This window comes from Arthrobacter sp. 131MFCol6.1 (genome assembly GCF_000374925.1).
Classification (GTDB): domain Bacteria; phylum Actinomycetota; class Actinomycetes; order Actinomycetales; family Micrococcaceae; genus Arthrobacter.
Genome location: NZ_KB895559.1, coordinates 1 through 23,027, shown reverse-complemented (window position 1 = coordinate 23,027; position 23,027 = coordinate 1). Strand labels below are relative to the sequence as shown.

Annotated in this window: 24 protein-coding genes and 1 riboswitch; of the genes, 17 read left to right on the top strand and 7 right to left on the bottom strand. The window is 67.6% G+C overall.

The genetic code is table 11. The features are described 5' to 3' along the window. The first annotated feature begins 82 nt into the window (after nucleotides 1-82). The 4 genes from C566_RS0120000 (at nucleotide 83) to C566_RS22210 (ending at nucleotide 3,463) form a co-directional block, all read left to right on the top strand. Nucleotides 83-1,093, top strand: a complete 1,011-nt coding sequence (locus tag C566_RS0120000) for a 1-aminocyclopropane-1-carboxylate deaminase (protein WP_018776131.1) — start codon at nucleotides 83-85, stop codon at nucleotides 1,091-1,093. 371 nt (nucleotides 1,094-1,464) lie between these two features. Then, on the top strand, nucleotides 1,465-1,980 hold the full coding sequence (locus C566_RS0119995; RefSeq protein WP_026266890.1) for a hypothetical protein: 516 nt from the start codon (nucleotides 1,465-1,467) through the stop codon (nucleotides 1,978-1,980). A 131-nt stretch (nucleotides 1,981-2,111) separates the two neighbouring features. Next, a complete protein-coding gene (locus tag C566_RS0119990; RefSeq protein WP_026266889.1) occupies nucleotides 2,112-2,660 on the top strand; it encodes an RNA polymerase sigma factor in 549 nt (182 codons plus the stop codon). Continuing rightward, on the top strand, nucleotides 2,657-3,463 hold the full coding sequence (locus C566_RS22210) for a hypothetical protein (RefSeq protein ID WP_018776129.1): 807 nt from the start codon (nucleotides 2,657-2,659) through the stop codon (nucleotides 3,461-3,463). The genes C566_RS0119990 and C566_RS22210 overlap by 4 nt, the downstream gene beginning before the upstream one ends. Nucleotides 3,464-3,578: 115 nt before the next feature. Here C566_RS22210 and C566_RS0119980 read toward each other — a convergent pair whose 3' ends face one another. The 4 genes from C566_RS0119980 to acs are packed head-to-tail and all read right to left on the bottom strand — an operon-like array spanning nucleotide 3,579 to nucleotide 8,860. Beyond that, the gene (locus tag C566_RS0119980; protein WP_018776128.1) at nucleotides 3,579-4,073 is read right to left on the bottom strand and encodes a CoA-binding protein; all 495 of its coding nucleotides are present in this window, start codon (nucleotides 4,071-4,073) and stop codon (nucleotides 3,579-3,581) included. Beyond that, entirely contained in the window at nucleotides 4,073-5,410 is a 1,338-nt protein-coding gene (locus tag C566_RS0119975) for an O-acetylhomoserine aminocarboxypropyltransferase/cysteine synthase family protein (protein WP_018776127.1), read from the bottom strand. The genes C566_RS0119980 and C566_RS0119975 overlap by 1 nt, the downstream gene beginning before the upstream one ends. Continuing rightward, the gene (sfnG, locus tag C566_RS0119970; protein ID WP_018776126.1) at nucleotides 5,410-6,624 is read right to left on the bottom strand and encodes a dimethylsulfone monooxygenase SfnG; all 1,215 of its coding nucleotides are present in this window, start codon (nucleotides 6,622-6,624) and stop codon (nucleotides 5,410-5,412) included. Before sfnG ends, C566_RS0119975 begins: the two co-directional genes overlap by 1 nt. Nucleotides 6,625-6,634: 10 nt before the next feature. After that, the gene (gene acs / locus C566_RS21875; RefSeq protein WP_018776125.1) at nucleotides 6,635-8,860 is read right to left on the bottom strand and encodes an acetate--CoA ligase; all 2,226 of its coding nucleotides are present in this window, start codon (nucleotides 8,858-8,860) and stop codon (nucleotides 6,635-6,637) included. A gap of 306 nt (nucleotides 8,861-9,166) precedes the next feature. On the opposite strand from acs, the gene C566_RS0119960 reads away from it, so the two are divergent. The 12 genes from C566_RS0119960 (at nucleotide 9,167) to C566_RS0119905 (ending at nucleotide 18,612) form a co-directional block, all read left to right on the top strand. After that, nucleotides 9,167-9,592, top strand: a complete 426-nt coding sequence (locus C566_RS0119960; RefSeq protein WP_018776124.1) for a CoA-binding protein — start codon at nucleotides 9,167-9,169, stop codon at nucleotides 9,590-9,592. A 97-nt stretch (nucleotides 9,593-9,689) separates the two neighbouring features. Next, nucleotides 9,690-9,779, top strand: a riboswitch (SAM riboswitch). A gap of 139 nt (nucleotides 9,780-9,918) precedes the next feature. After that, nucleotides 9,919-10,728, top strand: coding sequence for a methionine ABC transporter ATP-binding protein (locus tag C566_RS0119955; protein ID WP_018776123.1), 810 nt, complete (start codon nucleotides 9,919-9,921; stop codon nucleotides 10,726-10,728). Then, the gene (locus tag C566_RS0119950; RefSeq protein WP_018776122.1) at nucleotides 10,721-11,386 is read left to right on the top strand and encodes a methionine ABC transporter permease; all 666 of its coding nucleotides are present in this window, start codon (nucleotides 10,721-10,723) and stop codon (nucleotides 11,384-11,386) included. The genes C566_RS0119955 and C566_RS0119950 overlap by 8 nt, the downstream gene beginning before the upstream one ends. A 45-nt stretch (nucleotides 11,387-11,431) precedes the next feature. Continuing rightward, nucleotides 11,432-12,874: an LLM class flavin-dependent oxidoreductase gene (locus tag C566_RS0119945; RefSeq protein WP_018776121.1), complete on the top strand. Its 1,443-nt coding sequence runs from the start codon at nucleotides 11,432-11,434 to the stop codon at nucleotides 12,872-12,874. Nucleotides 12,875-12,906: 32 nt separating this feature from the next. Further along, complete coding sequence (locus tag C566_RS21870; RefSeq protein ID WP_026539330.1) at nucleotides 12,907-13,776, top strand: MetQ/NlpA family ABC transporter substrate-binding protein; 870 nt, start codon at nucleotides 12,907-12,909, stop codon at nucleotides 13,774-13,776. Between the two features lie 27 nt (nucleotides 13,777-13,803). Next, the gene (locus tag C566_RS0119935; RefSeq protein ID WP_018776119.1) at nucleotides 13,804-15,084 is read left to right on the top strand and encodes an acyl-CoA dehydrogenase family protein; all 1,281 of its coding nucleotides are present in this window, start codon (nucleotides 13,804-13,806) and stop codon (nucleotides 15,082-15,084) included. Between the two features lie 39 nt (nucleotides 15,085-15,123). Continuing rightward, nucleotides 15,124-15,534, top strand: coding sequence for an MmcQ/YjbR family DNA-binding protein (locus C566_RS0119930; protein ID WP_018776118.1), 411 nt, complete (start codon nucleotides 15,124-15,126; stop codon nucleotides 15,532-15,534). Continuing rightward, entirely contained in the window at nucleotides 15,531-16,091 is a 561-nt protein-coding gene (locus tag C566_RS0119925) for a DUF1990 family protein (RefSeq protein WP_018776117.1), read from the top strand. The genes C566_RS0119930 and C566_RS0119925 overlap by 4 nt, the downstream gene beginning before the upstream one ends. A 14-nt stretch (nucleotides 16,092-16,105) precedes the next feature. Beyond that, complete coding sequence (locus C566_RS0119920) at nucleotides 16,106-16,708, top strand: hypothetical protein (protein ID WP_018776116.1); 603 nt, start codon at nucleotides 16,106-16,108, stop codon at nucleotides 16,706-16,708. Between the two features lie 52 nt (nucleotides 16,709-16,760). Beyond that, entirely contained in the window at nucleotides 16,761-17,078 is a 318-nt protein-coding gene (locus C566_RS0119915; RefSeq protein ID WP_018776115.1) for a putative quinol monooxygenase, read from the top strand. A 158-nt stretch (nucleotides 17,079-17,236) separates the two neighbouring features. Then, nucleotides 17,237-17,530, top strand: a complete 294-nt coding sequence (locus C566_RS0119910; protein ID WP_018776114.1) for a DUF503 domain-containing protein — start codon at nucleotides 17,237-17,239, stop codon at nucleotides 17,528-17,530. Nucleotides 17,531-17,670: 140 nt separating this feature from the next. Further along, on the top strand, nucleotides 17,671-18,612 hold the full coding sequence (locus C566_RS0119905; protein ID WP_043467559.1) for a hypothetical protein: 942 nt from the start codon (nucleotides 17,671-17,673) through the stop codon (nucleotides 18,610-18,612). 70 nt (nucleotides 18,613-18,682) lie between these two features. Here the strand turns inward: C566_RS0119905 and purL are convergent, their stop codons facing one another. Genes purL through purS form a run of 3 tightly spaced genes read right to left on the bottom strand, consistent with a single transcriptional unit; the run spans nucleotide 18,683 to nucleotide 22,036 of the window. Further along, nucleotides 18,683-21,016 (bottom strand): phosphoribosylformylglycinamidine synthase subunit PurL, encoded by a 2,334-nt coding sequence (purL, locus tag C566_RS21865; protein ID WP_043467557.1) that lies wholly within the window; start codon nucleotides 21,014-21,016, stop codon nucleotides 18,683-18,685. Beyond that, entirely contained in the window at nucleotides 21,013-21,783 is a 771-nt protein-coding gene (gene purQ, locus C566_RS0119895; RefSeq protein ID WP_018776111.1) for a phosphoribosylformylglycinamidine synthase subunit PurQ, read from the bottom strand. The genes purL and purQ overlap by 4 nt, the downstream gene beginning before the upstream one ends. Before the next feature lies 1 nt (nucleotide 21,784). Next, nucleotides 21,785-22,036 carry a phosphoribosylformylglycinamidine synthase subunit PurS gene (gene purS / locus C566_RS0119890; RefSeq protein WP_018776110.1) on the bottom strand — a complete coding sequence of 84 codons (252 nt, stop codon included), beginning with the start codon at nucleotides 22,034-22,036 and terminating at the stop codon, nucleotides 21,785-21,787. A 277-nt stretch (nucleotides 22,037-22,313) separates the two neighbouring features. On the opposite strand from purS, the gene C566_RS0119885 reads away from it, so the two are divergent. Continuing rightward, complete coding sequence (locus tag C566_RS0119885; RefSeq protein WP_018776109.1) at nucleotides 22,314-22,499, top strand: hypothetical protein; 186 nt, start codon at nucleotides 22,314-22,316, stop codon at nucleotides 22,497-22,499. The last annotated feature ends 528 nt before the right edge of the window (nucleotides 22,500-23,027 follow it).

Sequence of the window (23,027 nt, the reverse complement as noted above, 5' to 3'; positions counted from 1 at the left end):
CCCGGGCAGGTGTCCGACAATGCAATATATTGCATATTTGTTGCTCATCCAGCCGTTTCCCACCGCGAGCGAAGGACCGACGATGGCCATCACCGATTTTGAGCGCTACCCCCTGATGTTTGGACCGAGCCCCATCCACCCGCTGCCGCGGCTCAGCGCGCACCTGGGCGGGGCGCAAATCTGGGCGAAACGGGAGGATGTCAACAGCGGCCTCGCGTTTGGCGGGAATAAGACGCGCAAGCTTGAATACTTCGTCCCGGATGCCTTGGCGCAGGGTGCGGACACCCTCGTCTCGATTGGCGGCTACCAGTCCAACCACACCCGCCAGGTCGCGGCGGTGGCCGCGAAACTTGGCCTCAAAGCCCGCCTGGTTCAGGAAAACTGGGTCGACTGGCCGGATCCACTGTCCGACCGGGTAGGCAACATCCTGCTCTCGCGCATCATGGGCGCCGACGTCCGGCTGGACAGTGCGGGCTTCGACATCGGCATTCGCAGCAGCTGGGAGACCGCGATCGAAGAGGTTGAGGCCGCCGGTGGCAAGCCGTACGCGATCCCGGCCGGCGCGTCTGACCACAGGCTGGGCGGGCTGGGCTTCGCCAACTGGGCCTACGAGGTGGAAGAGCAGGAGCGCGAGCTCGGCATTTTCTTCGACACGATCATCGTCTGCACCGTCACCGGCTCCACCCACGCCGGGATGATCGCGGGTTTCGCCGGCCAGGACAAGCCGCGCCGCGTGATCGGCATCGATGCTTCCGCGACGCTGGCGAAGACCCGCGACCAGGTTGAACGCATCGCCCGGAACACCGCCGAGCTGATCGGCCTGGGCCGGGAACTCCGCGACGACGAAATCAACGTCATGGAGGGTTGGGCCGGGGACCGTTATGGAATTCCCGTCGAGTCCACCCTGGAGGCCATCCGCCTGGGCGCCTCGCTCGAGGCCATGATCACCGACCCCGTCTACGAAGGAAAGTCCCTCGCCGGGCTGATCGACCTCGTGAAAAGCCGGGAGATTCCGGCCGGCAGCAATGTCCTCTACGCCCACCTCGGCGGCCAGATCGCCCTCAACGCCTACAGCGGCCTTTTCCGGTCCTGACACGGCGCACGACGGCGGCGGGTTCCCTGGCGGGGCCCGCGGTCGTCGTTATGCCCCGCCAGCGCCGGCTAAAAAAGAAATCAAGAAAATTCCGATCGGTGCGTAACCTTTCGGGCCCGCCCAGCGATTACCTCTTTGTAAGCGCCGCCGGAGTTCGGACCCCCCACCAGACACCGGCTGGCCTTCCACCGTAAGCGCCGACCGGCGCCTTCCCCCCATCTGGTCTCCGGTCGGCCCTTAACCGTAAGCGCTTGCCGGCGCCTGTCCCCATCGGGCGCCGGCCAGCCTTCCATGGCGAGACCGGGCTGTCGACTGCCCCCATGGGGCCTCAGCCCGCCTTCCACCAAAAAAACAAAGGATGTACTGCTGTTATGAAGAGTGTTAGCAAGACCACCAAGATTGCTGTCGGCGCCGCCATCCTGGCAGTCGGAGGTTTCTCCGGCATCGGACTGGCCAACGCGGCCCAGGTCTCCAGCACCCAGCAGTCCGACGTGAACCACGCTACGCCCGCCACGCCGGCTGTCCCGGCGGTTCCGGCCACTCCGACGCTCCCGGCGAAGCCCGCCGCCCCCGCCGTTCCGGCAGTTCCGGCGGCACCGTCGACTGACGGCTCCGCCAAGGGCCACAGCGACGCCGACGCCGACGTTGACGGCACCGAGGGTGCCGGCGAAGGCTCCGTCGGCTCAAAGGAGGGTGCCACCGTCAAGGGCGGCGCCAGTGTCAAGGGTGCCGCGGGCGAGGCGCACGCCAACGCCAACGTGAACGCCGCAGTTCCGGCAACCCCAGCCGTCCCCGCGGTTCCCGGCGCCAACGGTGTTCCGGCAACTCCGGCAACGCCGGCCGTTCCGGCCCAGCCGTCCGTCGAGCTGCCCCAGCACGACAAGTAATATCCGGCTGTATTGCCTGGACCCGGCACGGGTCTGACAGCAAGGAGGGAGCCCTCACTTTGAAGGGCTCGGGGGTGCGGCCGCTAGAATTGCGGGGGGCCGCACCCCAGCAGTAACGGAAGGACAGCCTCTTGGCACAGCAGCTAAGCGACGACGAATTGTCAGCCGCTTTAGCTGGTGACCCTTCTGGTTTCAGCGCGGTGTACGCGGTCATTTCCCCGGCCGTGCTGGGCTACTTCCGGGCCCGGGGCGTGGACGACGCCGAGGCCCTCACCCAGGACGTGTTCGTGGACGTGCTGCCGAAACTGGCCGGCGTCCGCGGCGGCCACACGGGTTTGCGGACGTTCATTTTCTCCGTCGCCCACGCCCGGCTGGTCGACTACAGGCGGCGGGCAGAACGCACGCCGCACCTGGCCGAATACGATCCCCTGAACGACGCGCGGTACTCGGCATCGGCCGAGGACGAGGCGCTCGGATCCCTGGGCGGTATCTCGGACACCCTCGCGAGGCTCAATGAGGAGCAGCGCGAGGTTCTGGTCCTGCGGATCGTCGCGGACCTTTCCATCGAACAGGTGGCCGGCATCATGGACAAGACGCCGGGTGCCATCAAGCAGCTTCAGCGCCGCGGGCTCAGTGCCCTGCGCGAACTCGTAACCGAAAAGGACCACGCAGCATCATGACCGGCACCCGCGACCCCCAGCAGGATGACACCATCCAGGCGATGCTGGGCGACTCCGGCCTCGAATCCGCGGCCGAGCTTCGGAGCGCGCTGGAACAGCTCCGCGCCGTGGTCCCGGATGCGGCACCCGCACCCCGCGCCGACCTCGCGGCCCTGCTCGCCGCCGGAACGGCCGGAGCAGCCGGTCCAGCCGCCCCTGACTCAGCCACGACGACGGCGCTGCCCACGGTCGCGTCCGCGAAGAATGACGCCGATCCACCGCTGCCAGCCGGGGTCACCAGCCTCGCCGAGCGCCGCGGCCGGAAGCGTCGGCTGGCCATCGTCGGCGGCGCCGTCGTGGGTGCCATGACCCTTGGTGCCGGCGCCGTGGCGGCATCCAGCGAGGACTTCCGGCACAGCGTCAGCCACACCGTCGGGGTCATCTTCCAGCCCCCGGGCCACGGCGCCCCGGCCCCGGAGCATGTCCAGCCCTCGCCGTCCACCATCCCCGCCCTTCCCGTGCCCGGCGCCACGCCGGGTCCCGGCACGCCCGGCGCCGCCCCGTCCGGAGCATCGGCGCGCAGCACCTCGAGCACTCCGGGCTCCCCGGCGGCCGGACACAAGCCGCCCGCCACGCCGCCCGCCGTCGGCCGCGACGGCATCCTGCCGACCCCCGGCCAGCGGCCCGGGGCGCCGGGACTGCCCGCATCACCCGGCCTTCCGGGCGGCGGCGGAAACCCAGGCAAGGACCTGCCGCGCGTTCCGGGCCACATCACGCCAACCCTGCCCGGCGTCGTTCCGACCAAGGCCCCCGGCCAGCCATAGGCCGCTCATAAACCCCTTTGTTAACCCGGTTGCGCTATCACCTAGGGCGGTCATGAGCGCTGAGAACGACCGTAAGTGATAGCGCAACGGGTGGGTTGGCGCAGGCTGGTTGGACTTAGGCCAGGACCTGCCGCTTGGAAGAGATGACGCCGGTGTCGAACCCGGCCAGGTGCAGGCCGCCGTGGAAGCGGGCATGCTCAATCTTCACGCAGCGGTCCATCACGACGTCGAGCCCGGCGGCCTCGGCCTCCTTGGCAACGTCCTCATGCCAGGAACCCAGTTGCAGCCAGAGAGTCTTGGCGCCGGCGGCGATGGCCTCGTCCAGGACTCCCGGCAAATCACCGTGCTTGCGGAACACGTCCACAATGTCCGGGCTCTCCGGCAGGTCCGCGAGCGACGCATACGTCGGCTGACCCAGGATTTCCTTCACCACCGGGTTCACGAAATAGACCTTGTACCGGGTGGAGGACTGCAGATAGGTGGCCACGAAATAGCTCGCCCGCGACGGCTTGTCCGAGGCGCCCACAATCGCGATCGACTTCGCCTGCCGCAGCAGGTTCAGGCGCTCCGGCGCCGACGGTCCGGTCCAGGTCCGTTCTTCAACGCTCATCAGTTCGCTCCGATCGTGCAGGCTTCAGCCTCAGATGCATCCGGGGCTGCTGCCTCCGAAGCGGCGTCCAGCGCCTGGTCCAGGTCCCAGAGGATGTCCTCGATGTCCTCGAGGCCCACGGAGATGCGGACCAGGTCCTCGGGGACACCTGCTGACTCGAGCTGTTCGGGGCTCAGTTGCTGGTGCGTGGTGGACCCGGGGTGGATGACCAGGGTCCGGGAGTCGCCCACATTGGCCAGGTGCGAGGCCAGCTGCAGGGACTCGATGAACTTCTGGCCCGCGGCCCGGCCGCCCTTGACGCCGAAGGAGAACACCGAGCCCGGACCCAGCGGCAGGTACTTCTTCGCCCGCTCGAAGTGCGGGTGCGAGGGCAGGCCGGAGAAGTTCACGTAGGCCACGCGCTCGTCCGCTTCCAGCCATTCGGCCACGGCCTGGGCGTTCTTCAGGTGCTCGTCGAGGCGCTGGGGGAGCGTCTCCACGCCCTGCAGCAGCTGGAACGCCGACTGTGGGGACAGCGCCGGGCCGATGTCGCGCAACTGTTCACAGCGCAGCTTGGTGAGGAACCCGTACTCGCCGAAGTTGCCCCACCAGGACACGTCTCCGTAGGAGGCCACGGGCTCGGTCATGGTCGGGAAATTGCCGTTGCCCCAATCGAAGCGGCCGCTTTCGACGATCACGCCGCCCAGGGTGGTGCCGTGGCCGCCGAGGAACTTGGTGGCGGAGTGGATCACGATGTCCGCCCCGTGCTCGATCGGCCGCACGAGGTAGGGCGTGCTCAAGGTGGCGTCGACGACGAGCGGGACGCCGGCGTCGTGCGCCACCTTCGCGAGGGCCGCAAGGTCCTGGACCTCCGAGGACGGGTTGGCCACCACCTCCACGAAGATCGCCTTGGTGTTCTCCCGGACCGCGGCGGCGTAGTCCGCCGGATCGGTGCCGGGGACGAACGTGGTGTCCACGCCAAAGCGGCGCAGGGTGACGTCCAGCTGGGTCACCGTGCCGCCGTAGAGCTGGGAGGCGGCCACGATGTGGTCCCCGGCCTGGGTCAGCGCGGCGAAAGTGATGAACTCCGCCGCCATCCCCGAGGACGTCGCCACCGCGCCGATGCCGCCCTCCAGGGACGCGATGCGCTCCTCGAACGCGGCCACCGTCGGGTTGCCGATCCGGGAATAGATGTTGCCGTATTTCTGCAGCGCGAAGAGGTTCGCGGCGTCCTGGGTGTCCTTGAACACGAAGGAGGTGGTCTGGTAGATCGGCACCGCCCGGGCGCCGTGCTCGGCGTCCGGGGTGCCGCCGGCGTGCAGCGCGCGGGTGCGGAAACCGTACTTGCGGTCAGCCATTACGCGTTCACCAGCTTGCTGGTAGTGCCGGTTGCCGCCGGGGTCCGGGACAGGTCCAGCTCGACGCCGTTCTTCCGAGCGAGGTCGGCCTCGAGTTCGCGGACAATCGGCAGGACTTCCTGGCCGAACGCGGCGACTTCCTCCTGGAAGTGCAGGTAACCGGTCAGGAACAGGTTCACGCCGATCTTCTTGTACTCCACGATCCGCTCGGCGATCTGCTCCGGGGTGCCGATCAGCTGGGTCTTGAAGCCGTCGTTGTACTGGACCAGGTCCTCGAAGCTCGAGTCGGCCCACATGCCCTTGCCGTCCTTGGTGGACGCCCCGGCTTCCTGGACGGCGGCGCGGAACCCCTCCACGGCGGGCTTGTGCGCCTTCTCGACGATCTCGCGGAGGGTGTCGCGGGCTTCCTTCTCGGAATCCCGGGCGATCACGAAGCCGTTGAGGCCAAACCTGGGAGAGGGGAGTGTGGGCAGGGCGCCCCCGGCCCCGCGCCCGCTGTCGCCGGCGGCGGCGACGACGCCGGCGATGTTCTCCTTGAACCCCTCGAGGTCCTTGCCGTTGGAGAAGTACCAGTCAGCCACCCGGCCGGCGGTGGCCTGCGCGGCCGTGGAGTTGCCGCCGAAGAAGATCTCCGGGTGCGCCCGGCCCGGCACGTCCACCGGTGCCGGGTTCAGGGTGAAGTCGGTGATGTTGTAGTACTTGCCGGACTGGCTGTAGTCCTGCTCGGTCCAGAGCCCGCGGAGGACCTTGATGAACTCCTCGGTGCGGACGTAGCGCTCGTCGTGTTCGAGCCATTCGAGGCCGAAGTTGGTGAATTCATCCTTGAGCCAGCCGGAGACGATGTTCACGGCGGCGCGGCCGTTGGAGATGTGGTCCGCGGTGATGATGTACTTCGCCAGCACGCCGGGGTGCCACATGCCTGGATGGACGGCGGAGATCACCTTGAGGCGCTCGGTGGCGGCCAGCAGCGCCAGGCTGAACGAGGTGGCCTCGTGCTGCTTGTCCGCGCCGTAGGAGGCGGCGTACCGGGTCTGGGTCAGGGCGTATTCGAAGCCGGAGTTTTCCGCGATCCTGGCCAGCTTCTTGTTGTACTCGAAGTCCCAGCCGGTGCGCTGCTCGATGGTGGACACCACCAGGCCGCCGGAGACGTTGGGGACCCAGTAGGCGAACTTGAGCGGTTCGGAAAGACGGGCGACGTTGCTGATCTCAGTCATGGGTGTTCCTTTACTTCCGGGTGGGGCTTGCTGTTGCCAGGAATTCCGCGGCGCGGTCGCGCAGCACATCCTGGATGCCCGCGATGGATGGTTCGTTCTGCAGCGAGGTGGTGTCACCGAGCGTTGTGCCTTCGAACAGCTGGGTCAGCAGCCGGCGCATGATCTTGCCGCTGCGGGTCTTCGGTACATCGGGAACGACGACGACCTCCCGCGGCTTCGCGATCGGCCCGATCTGCTGCGCGACGTGCGCCTTCAGGACACCCTGGATGTCGGGGGTGGCCGCCGAATCCTTCAGCACCACGAACGCGACGATCGCGTGGCCGGTCTTTGGGTCCGCGACCGGGCAGACGCCGGCCTCCACCACGTCCGGGTGGGCGACGAGCGCCGATTCGACCTCGATGGTGGAGAGCAGGTGTCCGGAGACGTTGAGGGTGTCATCCACCCGCCCGAGGATCCAGATGTCGCCGTCGTCGTCATACTTGGCGCCGTCACCGGCGAGGAACCAGCCCTGCTCGGCGTATTGGCGCCAGTACGAGTCGAAGTACCGGCGCGGGTTGCCCCAGACCGTCCGGGCGATCGCGGGGCCGGGGGAGTCCACCACGATGAAACCCTGAACGCCCGGCGGCACCGTGTTGCCGGCGTCGTCCACGATCCGTGTGCTGACGCCGGGCAGCGGGCGGGCCGCGCAGCCGGGTTTGAACCCGGGGTCCGTCGGCGCGGGGGAGAGGATGGTGGCGCCGGTTTCGGACTGCCACCAGGTGTCCACCACCGGGGCGGTGCCGGCGCCGATGTTGGCCCGGAACCAGCGCCAGGCCTCGGGGTTGATGGCCTCGCCCACCGTGCCGAGCAGACGGATGGAGGAGAGGTCGTACGTGTCCGGGACGCCGTCCGGGAACCAGCCCATGAGGGAGCGGACCAGGGTGGGCGCGGTGTAGTACTGCGTGACCGCGTAGCGTTCGATGATCTCGAAGTGCCGGCCAGGGTGCGGGGCGTTGGGGGTGCCCTCGAAGATGACCTGCGTGGCGCCGTTGGAGAGCGGGCCGTAGAGCTCGTAGGTGTGCGCGGTGACCCAGGCGAGGTCGGCCGTGCACCAGTGCACGTCCTTCTCCCGCAGCGCCGGGTCCGGGTTGCTGAACAGGTGCTCGAAGCTCCAGGACGCCTGCGTGAGGTAGCCGCCGGAGGTGTGGACCAGGCCCTTGGGCTTGCCGGTGGTGCCGGAGGTGTACATGATGAACAGCGGCGTCTCGGCGTCGAACGCCTCGGCCTCGTGAGTCTCGGAGGCGGACCCGACGGCGTCGTGCCACCACACATCGCGGCCCGCGGTCATCGGGACGGTGTCCAGCTGGCCCGCGGGAGTGGTCCGGTTGACCACCAGGACGTGTTCGATGGCGTTGTCGCCGGAGACGGCGGCGTTCGCGTTGTCCTTGACCGGCACGGCGGTGCCGCGGCGGAACTGGCCGTCGGTGGTGACCAGGAGCTTGGCGCCGGTGTCCTCGACCCGGAACTTCAGGGCCTCCGCGGAGAACCCGCCGAAGACCAGGGAATGGATGGCGCCGATGCGGGCCACGGCGAGGGTGATGATGACGGTTTCGGGGATGACGGGGAGGTAGATGACCACCCGGTCGCCCTTAGTGATGCCCAGGTCCAGGAGGGCGTTGGCGGCTTTGGAGACCTCGCGCTGGAGGTCGGCGTAGGTGACGGCACGGCGGTCACCGGGCTCGCCCTCGAAGTGCAGGGCCACCTTGTCCCCGCGCCCCGCCGCTACGTGGCGGTCGACGCAGTTGTAGGCGACATTGAGTCTGCCCCCTTCGAACCAGGTGATCTGCGGTCCGACGCCGGCCTCGACGTCGGCCGGGACCCGGCGGTGCGCGGTGTGCCAGGGCTTGGCGCGCTCCGTTGCGCCGCCGGGCACGTCGGCCCAGTCGAGGCGGAGAGCCTGGGTTTCCCAGAACGCAACCGTCTCTGCCTGGGCAGTGCCCGCCGTCGCGGCGGCGCCGTGCCGGGGAAGGTGGTTTCCGGGGGTGGTGCTGCGGTGACGCGCCGGCCCGTCGGTGGGGACGCCGTGCACTGCGTCGTCCGTGGGCTCGTTCAGGGACCATCCCGAAGAGCCGCGAGAGGAGCCGGGCGCGTCACGCGGCCCTGCTTCGTTCGCCGTCGCGTCCGAAGTGGTTTGTGGGAATGCCTCGGACGAAGTCCGGGCAAAGGTGGGCAGGGCGGAATAAATCTCAGGGGTCATTGCTGCACTCCATCGGTCCTGGCAGTAGCACCCTTGGTCCCTCCGGTTCCCTCGAATTTCCTCGAAGGAGGGCGGAACAGTTCCGTGGGAATGGTCGTCTCACGTCACCGGGGGTTGCTGCGGCGTCATCGATCCAGGTCTCTCGGCCGCTCGGGATGGTCATTACCTACTAGAGCCGAGATGCAGGATTCCACAAAATCGACGCCCGGGAGCGCTGTAATATTCGTTCACCCGGCCTGCGATCGGGTCACAATCATTCATTTATTCGACAATTGTCCGGAAAGGCCGCAGGAGTAAGGTTGATGCATGGCCCATGTTAACGATCCGGCAGTCATTGACCGCCTCATGCGAACCAAAGGCACGTGGGCGGTGGTCGGCCTCAGCACCAACGAATGGCGCTCGGCGTACGAAGTCTCCCTCTATGTCCGGGACCGGATGGGCATGGCCATCATTCCGGTCAACCTTCCCGGCGACGACGTCCACGGGGAGAAGGGGTACCGTTCCCTGGCGGACATCCCGGCGGAGAAGCACCCGATCGACGTCGTGGACTGCTTCGTCAACTCCCACAGGGTGGGGGCAGTCATAGACGAGGCCATCGCCGTAGGCGCCAAGGCCGTCTGGCTGCAGCTGGGCGTCTTCGACGACGCCGCGGCGGACCGCGCCAAGGCCGCCGGGCTGGACGTCGTCGTGGACGCGTGCCCGGCCCGCGAAGGCTGGCGCGTGGGCATCTAACGGCCCGGGAATGACGATCAACAGGTTGGGAAGAGTCGGTTACAAAATGTGACCGGCTTTTTCCGTATCCGCCGCATTGCCGTGTGAGATGGACTCGTAACCATCCCGAGCGGCTGAGAGATCTGGCTCTGTGACGCCGCAGCAACCCCCTCTTTGAGGACGGTGCTACCGCCAGGACCGATGGAGAACCACTGTGTTCTTAGGCTCCGCGGCTTCGCTCAGCGCTGCCCGGAAGCCAGGACCCAGGGCTTTCCTCGGGCGAGCCCGGAGGAAATCATGAACACGCAGACAGCGGCAGCGCCGCGGCCCCGAGCAGGTGGGGGCCGGTGATCGAGATCCAGAATGTCAGCACGTCCTTCGCTTCGGCCGCAGGCCCCTTCACGGCCGTCGACGACGTCAGCCTGCACATCAGGCGGGGCACCATCCAGGGCATCATCGGGTTCTCCGGCGCCGGCAAATCCACGCTGCTGCGCAACATCAACCTCCTCGAGCGCCCCACGTCGGGACGCGTCCTGGTGGACGGCGTGGACCTGGTGACGCTCTCCGACGCCGAGCTCCGGACCAAGCGGCACGACATCGGCATGATTTTCCAGCACTTCAATCTCCTCAACAACCTCACGGCCCAGGAAAATGTGGAGCTGTCCCTGAAGTTCGCCGGCGTCGGGAAGGCAGAACGCCGCCGGCGGGCCGCCGAAACCCTGGAAATCGTGGACCTCGCCGACAAGGCGGGGACATATCCGGCCAAACTCTCGGGGGGCCAGAAACAGCGGGTGGCGATCGCCCGCGCCCTCGCCACCGGTCCCAAGGTGCTGCTCTGCGACGAGCCGACGTCGGCTGTCGATCCCCGGACGACGTCATCGGTCCTGCAGTACCTGGCCGACGTCAACGCCGAATTCGGCATCACGATCGTGGTGGTCACCCACGAGATGAACGTCATCAAGGCCATCGCGGACAACGTCGCGGTCATGGAAGAGGGCCGGGTGGTGGAGCAGTTCGACCTCACCGAACTCCGGCGCCCCGGCTTCCACCCGGCGACGTCGATCGGCCGCTACCTGGTCTCCGATGAGATCCAGCTGGACCGCTCCGGGAGGGGCACCCACACCACAGCCGCATCGGAGGGCCTGATCAATGTTTGACCGCATCCTGGAAGTCCTGCCCGAAATCGGCGTCGCCATGGGCCAGACCCTCACCATGCTGCTGGTGGCCATCCCGCTGGCGGTGCTCCTCGGGACACCGCTGGGTGTCCTGCTCTACACCATCGGTCCCAACGGGCTCAAGCACCGGCCAAAACTGCACCGCGTCCTGGACGGACTGGTCAACCTGCTCCGCTCGTTCCCGTTCCTGATCCTGCTGATCGCGATCATTCCCGTGACCAGGTTCATTGTCGGCACGACCATCGGCACGGCCGCCGTCATTGTCCCGCTGACTCTCAATGCCATTCCCTATTTCGCCCGCTTTGTGGAACAGAACCTGAGCCAGCTCGGCGGCGGAGTGGTCGAAGCGGCACGGTCCATGGGCGCCAGCCGGTCCCAGATCGTCCGGGACGTCCTGATTGTGGAGGCGAAGCCCGGACTCGTCAGCTCCATCACCATCATGACCGTCAGCTTCATCTCCTACTCGGCGATGGCCGGCCTGGTGGGCGGCGGCGGAATCGGCGACTTCGCCATCCGGTACGGCTACTACCGCTACGAAACTCCGCTCATGATCACCGCCATTGTCCTGATGATCCTGCTGGTCACCATCGTTCAGCTGGGCGGGTCCTATGTTGCCCGGCGCCTGGACAAGCGCCTCTGAGCGCCCGCAGCACCCTCTTCCCACCTCCCCAGCGGAAAGCACCCCATGACTTCAACACCCAGTACCCGCTTCGACGGACCCCGCCCCCGCCTGCTGATCAGCGCCTTCGTGATGAACACGTCCAGCCACATCATGGGCGGCCAGTGGCGGCGCCCGGAAGCCCAGCAGCACCGGTTCAACGAACTCCAGCTCTGGGTCGACCTGGCCCGCCAGCTCGAGGACGCCAAGTTTGACGCGATCTTCTTCGCCGACGTCGTCGGTCTCTACGGCGACTACGACGGCGGCTGGGCGTCGCTGCTGAAGAAGGGCCTGCAGGTGCCCTCCAACGACCCCCTCATCCTGCTGTCCGCGCTCGCCACCGGAACGCGGGAGATCGGGCTGGCCGCGACGTCGTCCGTGATCCAGAGCCACCCGTTCCAGTTCGCCCGGCAGATGTCCACGCTGGACCACATCAGCGGCGGCCGTGTGGCCTGGAACATCGTCACCAGCGTGCTGGAAAACGCACACCGGAACTTCAACGCCACCGAGCTGACCAAGCACGACGAACGCTACGACTGGGCGGACGAATACGTCGAGGCAGCCTACAAATTGTGGGAAGGGTCCTGGGCAGACGATGCGCTGCTCCGGGACAAGGAGACCGGAGTCCACGCGGACCCGGAGAAAGTCAGCAAGATCTACCACCGCGGACCCCGGTACTCAATCGACGGGCCCCACCTCGCGGCCCCGTCGCCGCAACGCACCCCGGTGCTTTTCCAGGCCGGGAGCTCCGGCCGCGGCCAGCAGTTCTGCGCCGCCAACGCCGAGGCCACCTTCACCCTCGCGCCGAGCACCGAGGTGGCCGCGAAGTACACCGCGGCCGTCCGGGAACAGGCCGTTGCCGCCGGCCGCCACCCGGATGACGTGAAGTTCCTGCAGGGCATGCACTTCGTGGTGGGCGGCACCGAAGCCGAGGCGAACCGCAAGGCCGACGAACTCGAGGACAGCCTGGACATTGAGGCCCTGCTGGCCCACGTGGGCGGCGGATTCGGCGTCGACCTCGGCGGCCTGCCGCTGGACACCCCGCTCGGTGACCTGGCGACCGAAGGCAGCCAGGGCCATCTCACGGCCATCCGCGCCTCCGTCCGCGGCGGCAACCCCACCCTCCGCGACATTGCGCTCTACCGCAGCCGGGCCAACCGGGTGGTGGGAACGCCGGACCAGATAGCCGACCGCCTCGAGCAGTGGCAGGACGCCGGAATCGACGGCATCAACATCATCAACCAGACCATCCCCGGCTCCTACACCGACTTCATCGACGGGGTGCTGCCGGAACTGCGCAGCCGTGGCCTGGCCCAGACCGGCTACGCGCCGGGAACCCTGCGCGAGAAGCTCTTCGGCGCCGGGCCGCGCCTCAACGGCCGCCACCCCGCCGCCGCCTTCCGGGGAGCCTTCACCGAATTCTCCGCGGCGGCCGAAAACCAGCCCGCCACCGTCACCGCCCAGTCATAGCTCAGCGCGAACCACCACAAAGGACCATGACCATGCAGCGTAGAAATTTCCTCAAGTATGCCCTCGCCGGCGCCGGCGCAGTGTCCGCCGCGGCACTGACCGGCTGCGGCCTCACCAACCCCGGCGGTGCCGGCGCCAGCGGCGGCAAGACGATCAAGATCATCGTCACCGAGTCCGCCCCGTACCAGGAACCGACCAAGCTGGCCCAGAAGCTGCTCGCGGCCCAGGGCTGGACCCTGGAGCCCACGTACGTCACGGACATCATCCAGCCCAACCTGGCCGTGGCCAACGGCGAATTCGACGCCAACTTCTTCCAGCACAACGCCTACCTGAAGCAGTTCAACCAGGACAAGGGCCTGGAGAACGTGGGCCTGTTCTACGTCTACAGCGCGCCGGGCGGCATCTGGTCTGACAAGTACAAGTCCCTGGACGAGCTCCCGGACGGCGCCAAGATCGGCATCCCCGTGGACCCGGCGAACAACGGCCGGGCCCTGTTCATGCTGCGCGATGCCGGCCTGCTGGAGCTGTCCGACGCAACCGTGATCCACACCTCGCAGAAGAACATCACCGCCAACCCGAAGAAGCTGCAGTTCGTGGAAGTGGACCAGCAGTCCCTCGCCAAGACCCTTCCCGACGTCGACGCCGGCTTCCTCGTCGCCCGGATGGCCGCCGACGCCGGGCACAGCAAAGACGACGCGCTGGCCTTCGAAACGGATGCGGACCAGGTCCCGTTCCGGATCGTGGTTGCCGGGCGGAAGGATTTCGCCGGGTCGGAGAAGGCCGCGGCCCTCAAGGCCGCCTTCCAGTCCCCCGAGGTCAAAGCCTGGTTTGCCAGCTACCAGAAGGGCATCCTGCCCACCCCCTGGGACCAGGATCCCGCCGCCGACGTCGCCAAGCTCTAGTCCGGCCACCAGCAACCGAGGGAACGCATGTCCTACGCACCAGAGACCACAGCCCCCGCAGCGCCATCGGCCGCAGCACCTTCGGCTGAAGCTGCCTACGAGACGCTGGCGCAGCGTTTCCGGCCCGTGTTTGCCCGGATCGCGGAGGGCGCGCTGGCCCGCGAGCAGGACCGGGTCCTGCCCTTCGAACAGGTCCGCTGGCTGAACGAGGAAGGCTTCGGCCGGCTGCGGGTGCCCACGGAACACGGCGGCGACGGCATCGGCTTCGAGCCCTTCTTCCGGCTGCTCATCGAACTCGCCGCGGCGGATTCCTCCGTGGCCCACCTCTACCGCTCGCACTTCGCCTTCGTGGAAACCGTCGGGCTGGAATCCGTGGCTTTCCGGAACCGCTGGTACCCGAAGGTGGTGGCCGGGGAGATCTTTGGAAACGCCGCCACGGAGAAGTCCGGAAATGTCCTCGGCACCACCGGGACCAAGCTGACGCGCCACGGCGGGGACTGGCTGCTCAACGGCAGAAAGTACTACACCACGGGCACCATCTTCGCCGAGTGGATTGCCGTCATGGCCAGCACCGAGGGCGTGGAGGGCCGGCAGTACGCCGTGGTCAGCACCACCCAGCCGGGGGTTGAGATCCTCGACGACTGGGACGGGTTCGGCCAGCAGCTGACCGGCACCGGCACCACGATTTTCCGCGACGCCGTGGTGCCGGACGCCAACATCATCCGGCGCTCGGAATCCACCACGCACGAGCCGGCCTTCTTCCAGCTGGTCCTGCTCGCCGTCCTGGCGGGCATCGGCCGGGCGGCGCTGGCCGACGCGAGGGCACTCGTGCGCGACCGCAAGCGCACGTTCAACACCGGGTCCGGCGACCTGTTCCGCAGCGACCCGCTGATCCTGCAGCTCGTGGGCCAGCTCTCGGCCAAGGTCTTCGCGGCGGAGTCCGTGGTGTTGGCCGCCGCCCGGGAGCTCGACGCCGGTGCCGACCAGGGCCTGGACCTCACCGCCGAGGAGCGCTACGTCCGCGGCGAGATCGCGGTGGAAAAGGCGCAGCTGCTGGTGCCCGAACTTGTCCAGTCCGCGGCCCAGCAGCTCTTCGACGTGACCGGAGCGTCCGCCACGTCGAAGTCGAAATCGCTGGACCGGCACTGGCGCAACGCCCGGACCGTGGCCACCCACAACCCCGCCGTGTTCAAGGCGCGCACCGTGGGCGACTACGAAGTCAACGGCACCACTCCCGAAGGGCTGCATAGCATCGGCGACGCCCGCACTGCCGGGCAGGCCGCCGCCGGGCAGGCCGCAGCCGGATAGCCCGCAGCCGGATGGGCCGCAGCCGGATAGGCTCGTGCCATGGACGTTGCCACCCTCCGACAGATTTGCCTGAGCTTCCCCGGCGCGTTTGAGGACTTTCCCTTCGGCCCGGAGACATCGGTCTTCAAGGTTCGGGCGGGGACGGCCGGCGGCACGCGGCAGGACGCCAAGATGTTCGCGGCGTCCGCCATGGACCCGGCCGACTGGTCCGTAAGCCTCAAGTGCGAGCCGGCCCTGGCCGAACAGCTGCGGGCCGTCCATCCGGAAATCACCGGCGCCTGGCACATGAACAAAACGCACTGGAACGGGGTCCGGCTGGACGGATCGCTGCCGGATGACATGGTCCGGGACATGGTGGAGGATTCCTATGACCTGGTGGTCGCCTCGTTCAGCCGGAAGCAGCGGGAACAGCTGGGCTGGGCGGGACTCGCCAGGGGCGAGGACGCATGAGCGGTGATCCCGGTGCCGGCCGCACCGCGCGGGGCGGGCTGAACTATCCGGGCATTGGCTCCACTGAGCACGGCCAGGCCCCGGAAGGCTTTCCCTGCCTGGTGTCCCGGGCGTACCTCGGCGACGGGCCGGCACTGTACCGGAGGCTGGCGCAGGGGATTCTTTCCTGGCAGCTGCAGAAACGCTCCGGGCTGCGCATCCGCACTGACTCCGACGCCGTCGTGCCCGGCGCGCGCGTGGTGAGCGGATTCGGCGTCGGACCCTTCCGGATCAACGCGCCCTGCGAGGTGGTGTGGGTGCGGCGGCCTGTGCCCGGCGACGGGCCGCAACGTGCGGGGTTCGGGTACGGCACGCTGCCCGGGCATCCCGTGCGGGGGGAGGAGGCCTTCGAAGTGGAGATCGACGCCGCGGGGCGGGTGTTCCTGAAAATCACGGCCTTCAGCCGGCCCTCCAACTGGTTCTACGCGGCTGGCGCCGCCCTCACGGGACGGGCACAAAGGCATGTCACTTCCCGCTACATTGGGAGTGCACACGAACTGGCCGCAGGTGAAAGCTGATCAGGAGCAGATGGATGCTGGAACAGAAAACCCTTGACCAATTGTGGAACTTCGAGGACCCCGCCGGGTCCGAAGCCCGGTTCCGGGCGGCGGCGGCGGATGACAGCTACGACGCCGACGAACGCGCCGAACTCACCACCCAGCTGGGGCGGGCCATCGGGCTGCAGGGCCGCTTCGAGGAAGCCGACGCCCTGTTGGATTCGGTCGACGCCGACGAGCCCACCGTGGCCGTGCGGGTGCTGCTGGAACGGGGCCGGGTGCTCAACTCCAGCGGCCACCCCGAGATGGCCGTGCCGCTCTTTGAGCAGGCGGCCGAACTGGCAGACCACCTGGGCGAGGAATTCCTGGCCGTGGACGCGCTGCACATGCTCGCCATCGCCGACTCCGCCCACGCCGAGACCTGGACCCGGAGCGCCCTGGAGTATGCCTCCACGGTCCACGACGAGCGGACCAAACGGTGGGTGGTCTCGCTGCACAACAACCTCGGCTGGACGCTGCACGAGGCCGGCCGCTGCACCGAGGCCATGGTGGAGTTCCAGCTCGCCGAACAGTGGGCCGACCGGATCGGCACCCCGCGGCAGCAGGAACTGGCCCGAGAGGCCATCAAGGCCTGCTGAGCTTTCCTGCAAGAATGGAACACCGTCCCGCCGCACCGAAAGGCACTTTCCAATGATCTTCATCGTCGTCAAATTCAAGGTCAAGCCGGACTGGTCGGAGCGCTGGCTGGGACTTGTGGACGGTTTCACCCAGGCCACACGCCAGGAGCCCGGCAACCTGTGGTTCGACTGGTCCCGCAGTGTGGAGGACCCGAATGAATTCGTCCTCGTAGAAGCCTTCAAGGACGACGCCGCCGGGGACCACGTGAACAGCGCCCACTTCCAGCAGGCCATGGCGGACATGCCGCAGGCGCTGGCCGAGACGCCCCGGATCATCAGCCGGCAGCTCGACGGCGACGGCTGGGACCGGATGGGCGAGCTCACCATCTAACCCCGCCTCACCCTTCTCGCCCGTCTCACCCCGTCGATTGCTCCGTAACCGCCCTTTTGAGGCCTCAAAACGGCGTTGGGCCCACGCCGGCAGGGTTCCCTTGCCGAGCTTGCGAGGCGAGGGGGCCGGTGGGGAGCAATCGATGGGAAAATTCAGGCATGTGGATCGGCTGGATTGAATTCGACATCCTTCTGGGCGACGTTCACAGCCTGAAGGAGAAGCGCTCCGTGGTGCGGCCGCTCCTGGCCGAGCTGAAGCGCCGCTTTGATGTCTCCGTGGCCGAGGTCGGGGACCATGAGCAGCACCGGCGCACGCAGTTGGGCGCCGGCCTGGTGGCAGCAGACCGGGCACACGTCGTGGAGGTGCTGACCGCCGTCGAACGCTTCGTGGCAGCCCGGCCCGAACTCGAACTCCTCAGCACACGGCAACGGGAGCTCCGCAGCGACGACTGATCCCCGCGGATTGCTCCGCCAACCCCCGTCGATTGCTCCGTAGTGGCCCTTTTGAGGCCTCATAACGGCACTTATGGAGCAGTCGATGGGCATTGTGGATAACTCCTGCGGCGTACGCGCCGAACTGGTCTGATGAAGCCATGAAGACCGCGCGCCCGCTGCCGGACGATTTCCGGCGACGCCCCTTTACCGTCGTCGAAGCGGCAGCGGCCGGTGTGTCACCGAAAAGGCTCCGCCACCGGTCCCTGGCCGCGCTGGGCCGGGGAATCCGTGTGCAAAGCCCGACGCCGGGGCTTCCCCTGTGCGTGCGAGTGCGGCCATTCATTGAGGTCAATGAGCGATGCGCCGCGTCGCACCTCACCGCGGCGGAGCTTGGTTCGCTTCCCGTGCGGCAGCAGAAGGAGGCACCACCGATGTACCACGTGATCAGGCCCGAGGGCGCGGCCCATCTCAACCGGCCACACGTAATCGTCCACCGCATGAAGCTCTACGACGACGAGGTCACGCTGCTGGACGGGATTCCCGTCACCACCCCGGAGCGGACCTGGCTGGATCTGGCCGAAATGCTGACCGTAGACCAACTCGTCGTGGCCGGCGACAGCTGCGTCCGGATGCCCCGGCCTGAGCTCGACGGCAGGGATGTGCCGCTCTGCAGCGTGCAGGATCTGCAGCGGATGATCGACCGCCACAAGGGGAAACGCGGGCTCCGCAAGGCGAAGGAAGCCATCGCCCTCATTCGTGTGGGCTCGGATTCGCCGCAGGAGTCCTTGCTGAGGCTGGCCATAGTCCGGGCCGGCCTTCCGGAACCAGAGCTGAACGTGCCGATCATCGACGATGCAGGAACCCGGCACCACGAACCCGACCTGTCCTACCGGAAATACAGAATCGGCGTCGAGTACGAGGGCGAACTCCACGGTGAGGAGGGCCAGATCGTCCGGGATATCGCCCGTTCGGAGAAGTACACGGCCCTCGGTTGGACCGAGGTCCGGATCTCCAAGCGGCACATGCACGATGATGCCAAGGCCGCCGCGGCCAAGGTCCGTGCCGCGCTCCTGCAGGCGGGCTGGCGGCCCGGCCGTTAACGAACGATTGCTCCGCAACTGCCGTTTTGAGGGTTCAAAAGGGCAGCTGCGGAGCAATCGATGGATCTCGTTAGCCGAAGTACTTCGGCAGGGTCGCCTCGTGGGCTTCGCGGAGCGCGTCGAGGTTCATGGTCTCGACGCCGTTGATCTCCAGCGTGCCGCCTTCGGCGTCCACCACACCGATCCGGACGTGCTCGAAGCCGCGGGCGGTGCACATGTCCGTGAAGCGGATTTCCTCCGAGCGGGGCACAGCGACGACGGCGCGGCCCTGGGTTTCGGAGAACAGCGCCGTGAACAGGTCCACGCCGTCGCGGTCCAGGACGTCCTGCAGGGCGATCCGGGCGCCCACGCCGTAGCGCAGGGACGACTCCACGAGGGCCGCGGCAAGGCCGCCTTCGGAGAGGTCGTGGGCCGAATCCACCATGCCGTCGCGGGAGGCGTTGATCAGGATCTGACCGAGTTCACGCTCGGCGTCGAGGTCAACCTTCGGCGGCAGGCCACCCAGGTGCCCGCGCATGTTGGACCACTCCGAGCCGTCCAGCTCAGCCGCCGTCGTGCCCAGCAGGTAGATGGCCTGGCCGTCTTCCTTCCAGCCCGACGGCGTGCGGCGGGCGACGTCGTCGAACTTGCCCAGCACAGCCACCACGGGGGAGGGGTGGATGGGGGTGGTCCCGGTCTGGTTGTACAGCGAGACGTTGCCGCCGGTGACCGGGATGCCGAGGACCATGCAGGCGTCGGACAGGCCGCGGATGGCTTCGGCCAGCTGCCACATGACGTCGGAGTCCTCCGGGGAGCCGAAGTTCAGGCAGTCGCTGACGGCCATCGGCACGGCGCCGGAGGTGGCGACGTTGCGGTAGGCCTCGGCCAGGGCCAGCTGCGCGCCGTGGTACGGGTCCAGGTAGGTGTAGCGGCCGTTGGCGTCGGTGGCCAGGGCCACGCCCAGGCCGGTTTCCTCGTCCACCCGGACCACGCCGGCGTCGTCCGGGAACGCCATGGCGGTGTTGCCGCCGACGTAGCGGTCGTACTGCTTGGTGATCCAGGACTTGTCGCACATGTTCGGCGAGGCGACGAGTTCGGTGATGGCGGCGGCCAGCTCCGCGGGGGCGGAGGGGCGTCCGGCGTCCTGCACGGACCCGGTGAAGGAATCGGCCTGGACGGCGTCCTGCCATTCGGGGCGGGCGTACGGGCGGTCGTAGACCGGACCGTCGTGGGCCACGGTGCGCGGGTCGACGTCGACAATGACTTCGCCTTCCCACGTGATGATGAGGCGGCCGGTATCGGTCACCTCGCCCAGCCAGGAGTACTCCACCGCCCACTTGTCCATGACCGCTTCGAACGCGGCGATGTTCTCCGGGGTGACCACGGCCATCATGCGTTCCTGCGACTCGGACATCAGGATTTCGCCAGGGGTCAGGGTGGGGTCGCGGAGCAGCACGGAGGTCAGTTCGACTTCCATGCCGCCGTCGCCGTTGGAGGCGAGCTCGGAGGTGGCGCAGGAGATGCCTGCGGCGCCGAGGTCCTGGATGCCTTCGACCAGGGATCCCTTGAACAGCTCCAGGCAGCACTCGATCAGGACCTTCTCGGCGAACGGGTCGCCCACCTGGACCGCGGGGCGCTTGGACGGCTTGGTGTCATCGAAGGACTCCGAGGCCAGCACGGAGGCGCCGCCGATGCCGTCGCCGCCGGTGCGGGCACCGAACAGCACCACCTTGTTGCCCTTGCCGGAGGCGTTGGCGAGGCGGATGTCCTCGTGGCGCATCACGCCGACGGCCAGCGCGTTCACCAGCGGGTTGCCCTGGTAGACGGAGTCGAAGACCATCTCGCCGCCGATGTTGGGCAGGCCCAGCGAGTTGCCGTAGCCGCCGATCCCTGCCACGGCGCCGTGCATGACGCGGGCGGTGTCCGGGTGGTCAATGGCGCCGAAGCGCAGCGGATCCATCACCGCGACCGGGCGGGCGCCCATGGAGATGATGTCGCGGACAATGCCGCCGATGCCGGTTGCGGCGCCCTGGTAGGGCTCCACGAACGACGGCGAGTTGTGGGACTCGATCTTGAACGTCACGGCCCAGCCGTCGCCCAGGTTGGTGACACCGGCGTTTTCGCCGATACCCACGAGCATGTCCTTCTTCATTTCCTCGGTCACCTTGTCGCCGAACTGGCGCAGGTGGTTCTTCGAGGACTTGTAGGAGCAGTGTTCGCTCCACATCACCGAGTACATGGCGAGTTCCGCGCCGGTGGGGCGGCGGCCCAGGACCTTCACGACCTCGTCGAACTCGTTCTGCTTCAGGCCCAGTTCGGCCCAGGGGAGTTCGGTGTCCGGGGTCTTGGCCGCGTTCTCGACGGTGTCGATGTTGAACTTCCGGGCGGTCTCCGCGGGCGCCGCCACTGCGGGTGTCTCCGTCATTTGTTGTCTCCCACGATCTTGTTCAGGACAGAGGTGAAGAACCCGAGGCCCTCGGTGCCGGAGCCGAGTTCGGGGCCGAAGCCGGCCTCCACGGCGTGCTCGGGGTGCGGCATGAGGCCCACCACGTTGCCGGCGGCGTTGGAAATGCCGGCGATGTCGCGGCGGGAGCCGTTCGGGTTGAAACCGACGTAGCGGAACACCACGCGGCCTTCGGCCTCAAGCGCATCCAGGGTCTTCTCGTCGGCGATGTACTGGCCGTCCTGGTTCTTCAGCGGCACGGTGATTTCCTGGCCGGCGGCATAGTCCCCGGTCCAGGCCGTCGTGTTGTTCTCCACGCGCAGCACCTGGTCGCGGCACATGAACTTCAGGTGGTCGTTCTTGATCATGGAACCGGGCAGCAGGTGCGACTCGGTCAGGATCTGGAAGCCGTTGCAGATGCCCAAAACGGGCAGCTTGGCCTCGGAATTGGCGGCGTCGATGATCTTGGACATCAGCGGCGCGAAGCGGGCGATCGCGCCGGCGCGGAGGTAGTCGCCGTACGAGAACCCGCCGGGAATCACGACGGCGTCAACGTCACCCAGGGTGGTGCCGGCGTGCCAGAGCTCCACCGGGGTGGCGCCGGCCAGACGGACCGCACGGGCGGCGTCGCGGTCGTCGAGGGTGCCGGGGAAGGTGACGACGCCGATCTTCGCACCGGCGAGCTTGCGAGCACCAGGAGCGTTGGCGGCGACGGCGACGGCCTCGCCGATCAGGGGGAGTTCAGTCATTTCAGGCCTCAACGACCTCGACGTTGACGACGTCCTCGATGACCGGGTTGGACAGCAGGGTCTCCGCGGCGTCGCGGGCCTGGGCCAGGATCTCCTCGGTCACCTCGCCGTCGACCGTGAGTTCAAAGCGCTTGCCCTGGCGGACAGAGCTGAATGCGGTGAAGCCCAGCCGGGGCAGAGCACCGACGATGGCCTTCCCCTGCGGGTCCAGAATCTCGGGCTTGGGCATGACGTCGACAACGATCCGGGGCATCCGGCAACTCCTGTGCGTGAGCGTTGGGTAAGGGCGCAGCGGAGTGGTGCCGTCTCACGCCGATCCGCTGTGTGTTGAGGACTACCTGGTGAATACAGCGTGAAAGGGCGCTCCGCGAGCTTGCATGCCCATTCTACCGGCCCCGGAGCGTCCGGCCGTATTCGGGCTGGGAGTGTGAACGCAGCCTCCGTGGCAGGGTCTTGAGCTGGAGAAACGGCGTCGCGGGGGCCGGCTGCGCCCTATGGTCGGGGCTGCCGCGGGTCAGTAGGATGTGCGCATGGCTGAGAATCCGAAATCCGTGGTGTTGTCTGTTGTGGCCGTCGCAGTGTTCGCCGGGCTGGGCCGGATGGTCCTGCAGAAGATCAAGGCCGACCGTGCGGCGAAGGCGACCAAGGTGGCCGGGCCCCTGGATGAGAAGACCCGCGCATGGATCAGCGACGTGGTCCGGACTCCCCGAAAATAGGCCAGCGGGTCACGAGCGGGTCACGAGCGGGCCACGAGAGGGTCACGAGCGGACCGGCGGCAGGCCCCGGGACCATGACGGGCCGGTTCCCTGCGCGCCGAGGTACCGCCGGGGTGCGGCCGCACGCGGCCGGAACTTCCAATTGACGCAGTTCAGCGACGTCGCCGTCGCGTCGTGTCGCATTGCGTGACAAATTTTAAATACCCCCTTGTGGTCTATGTCATATCTCGCTCTCAGTCTGTACTGTATGAATCGGCTGGTATCCGTGGGGGCGGGCCGGGCGCCCGCCCGGTGAGTTCCCGCCAGTCCGTTGGGCCCGGTGTTGCAACCGGGCCGTTCCTTTACGAAAGGTTCAAACACTCGTGACATCACCAGGAAAGAGCTTCCTTCGAAGCGGGGGACTCCGGAGGGCCGCGGCACTGACCCTGGGCTTGCCGGTTCTTCTGTCCAGCATCGCGATCGCCCCGGCCAACGCGGCCCCGGCGCAAGGCCAGACCGTGGCCGGCGTCGCACAGAAGAATGTTGATC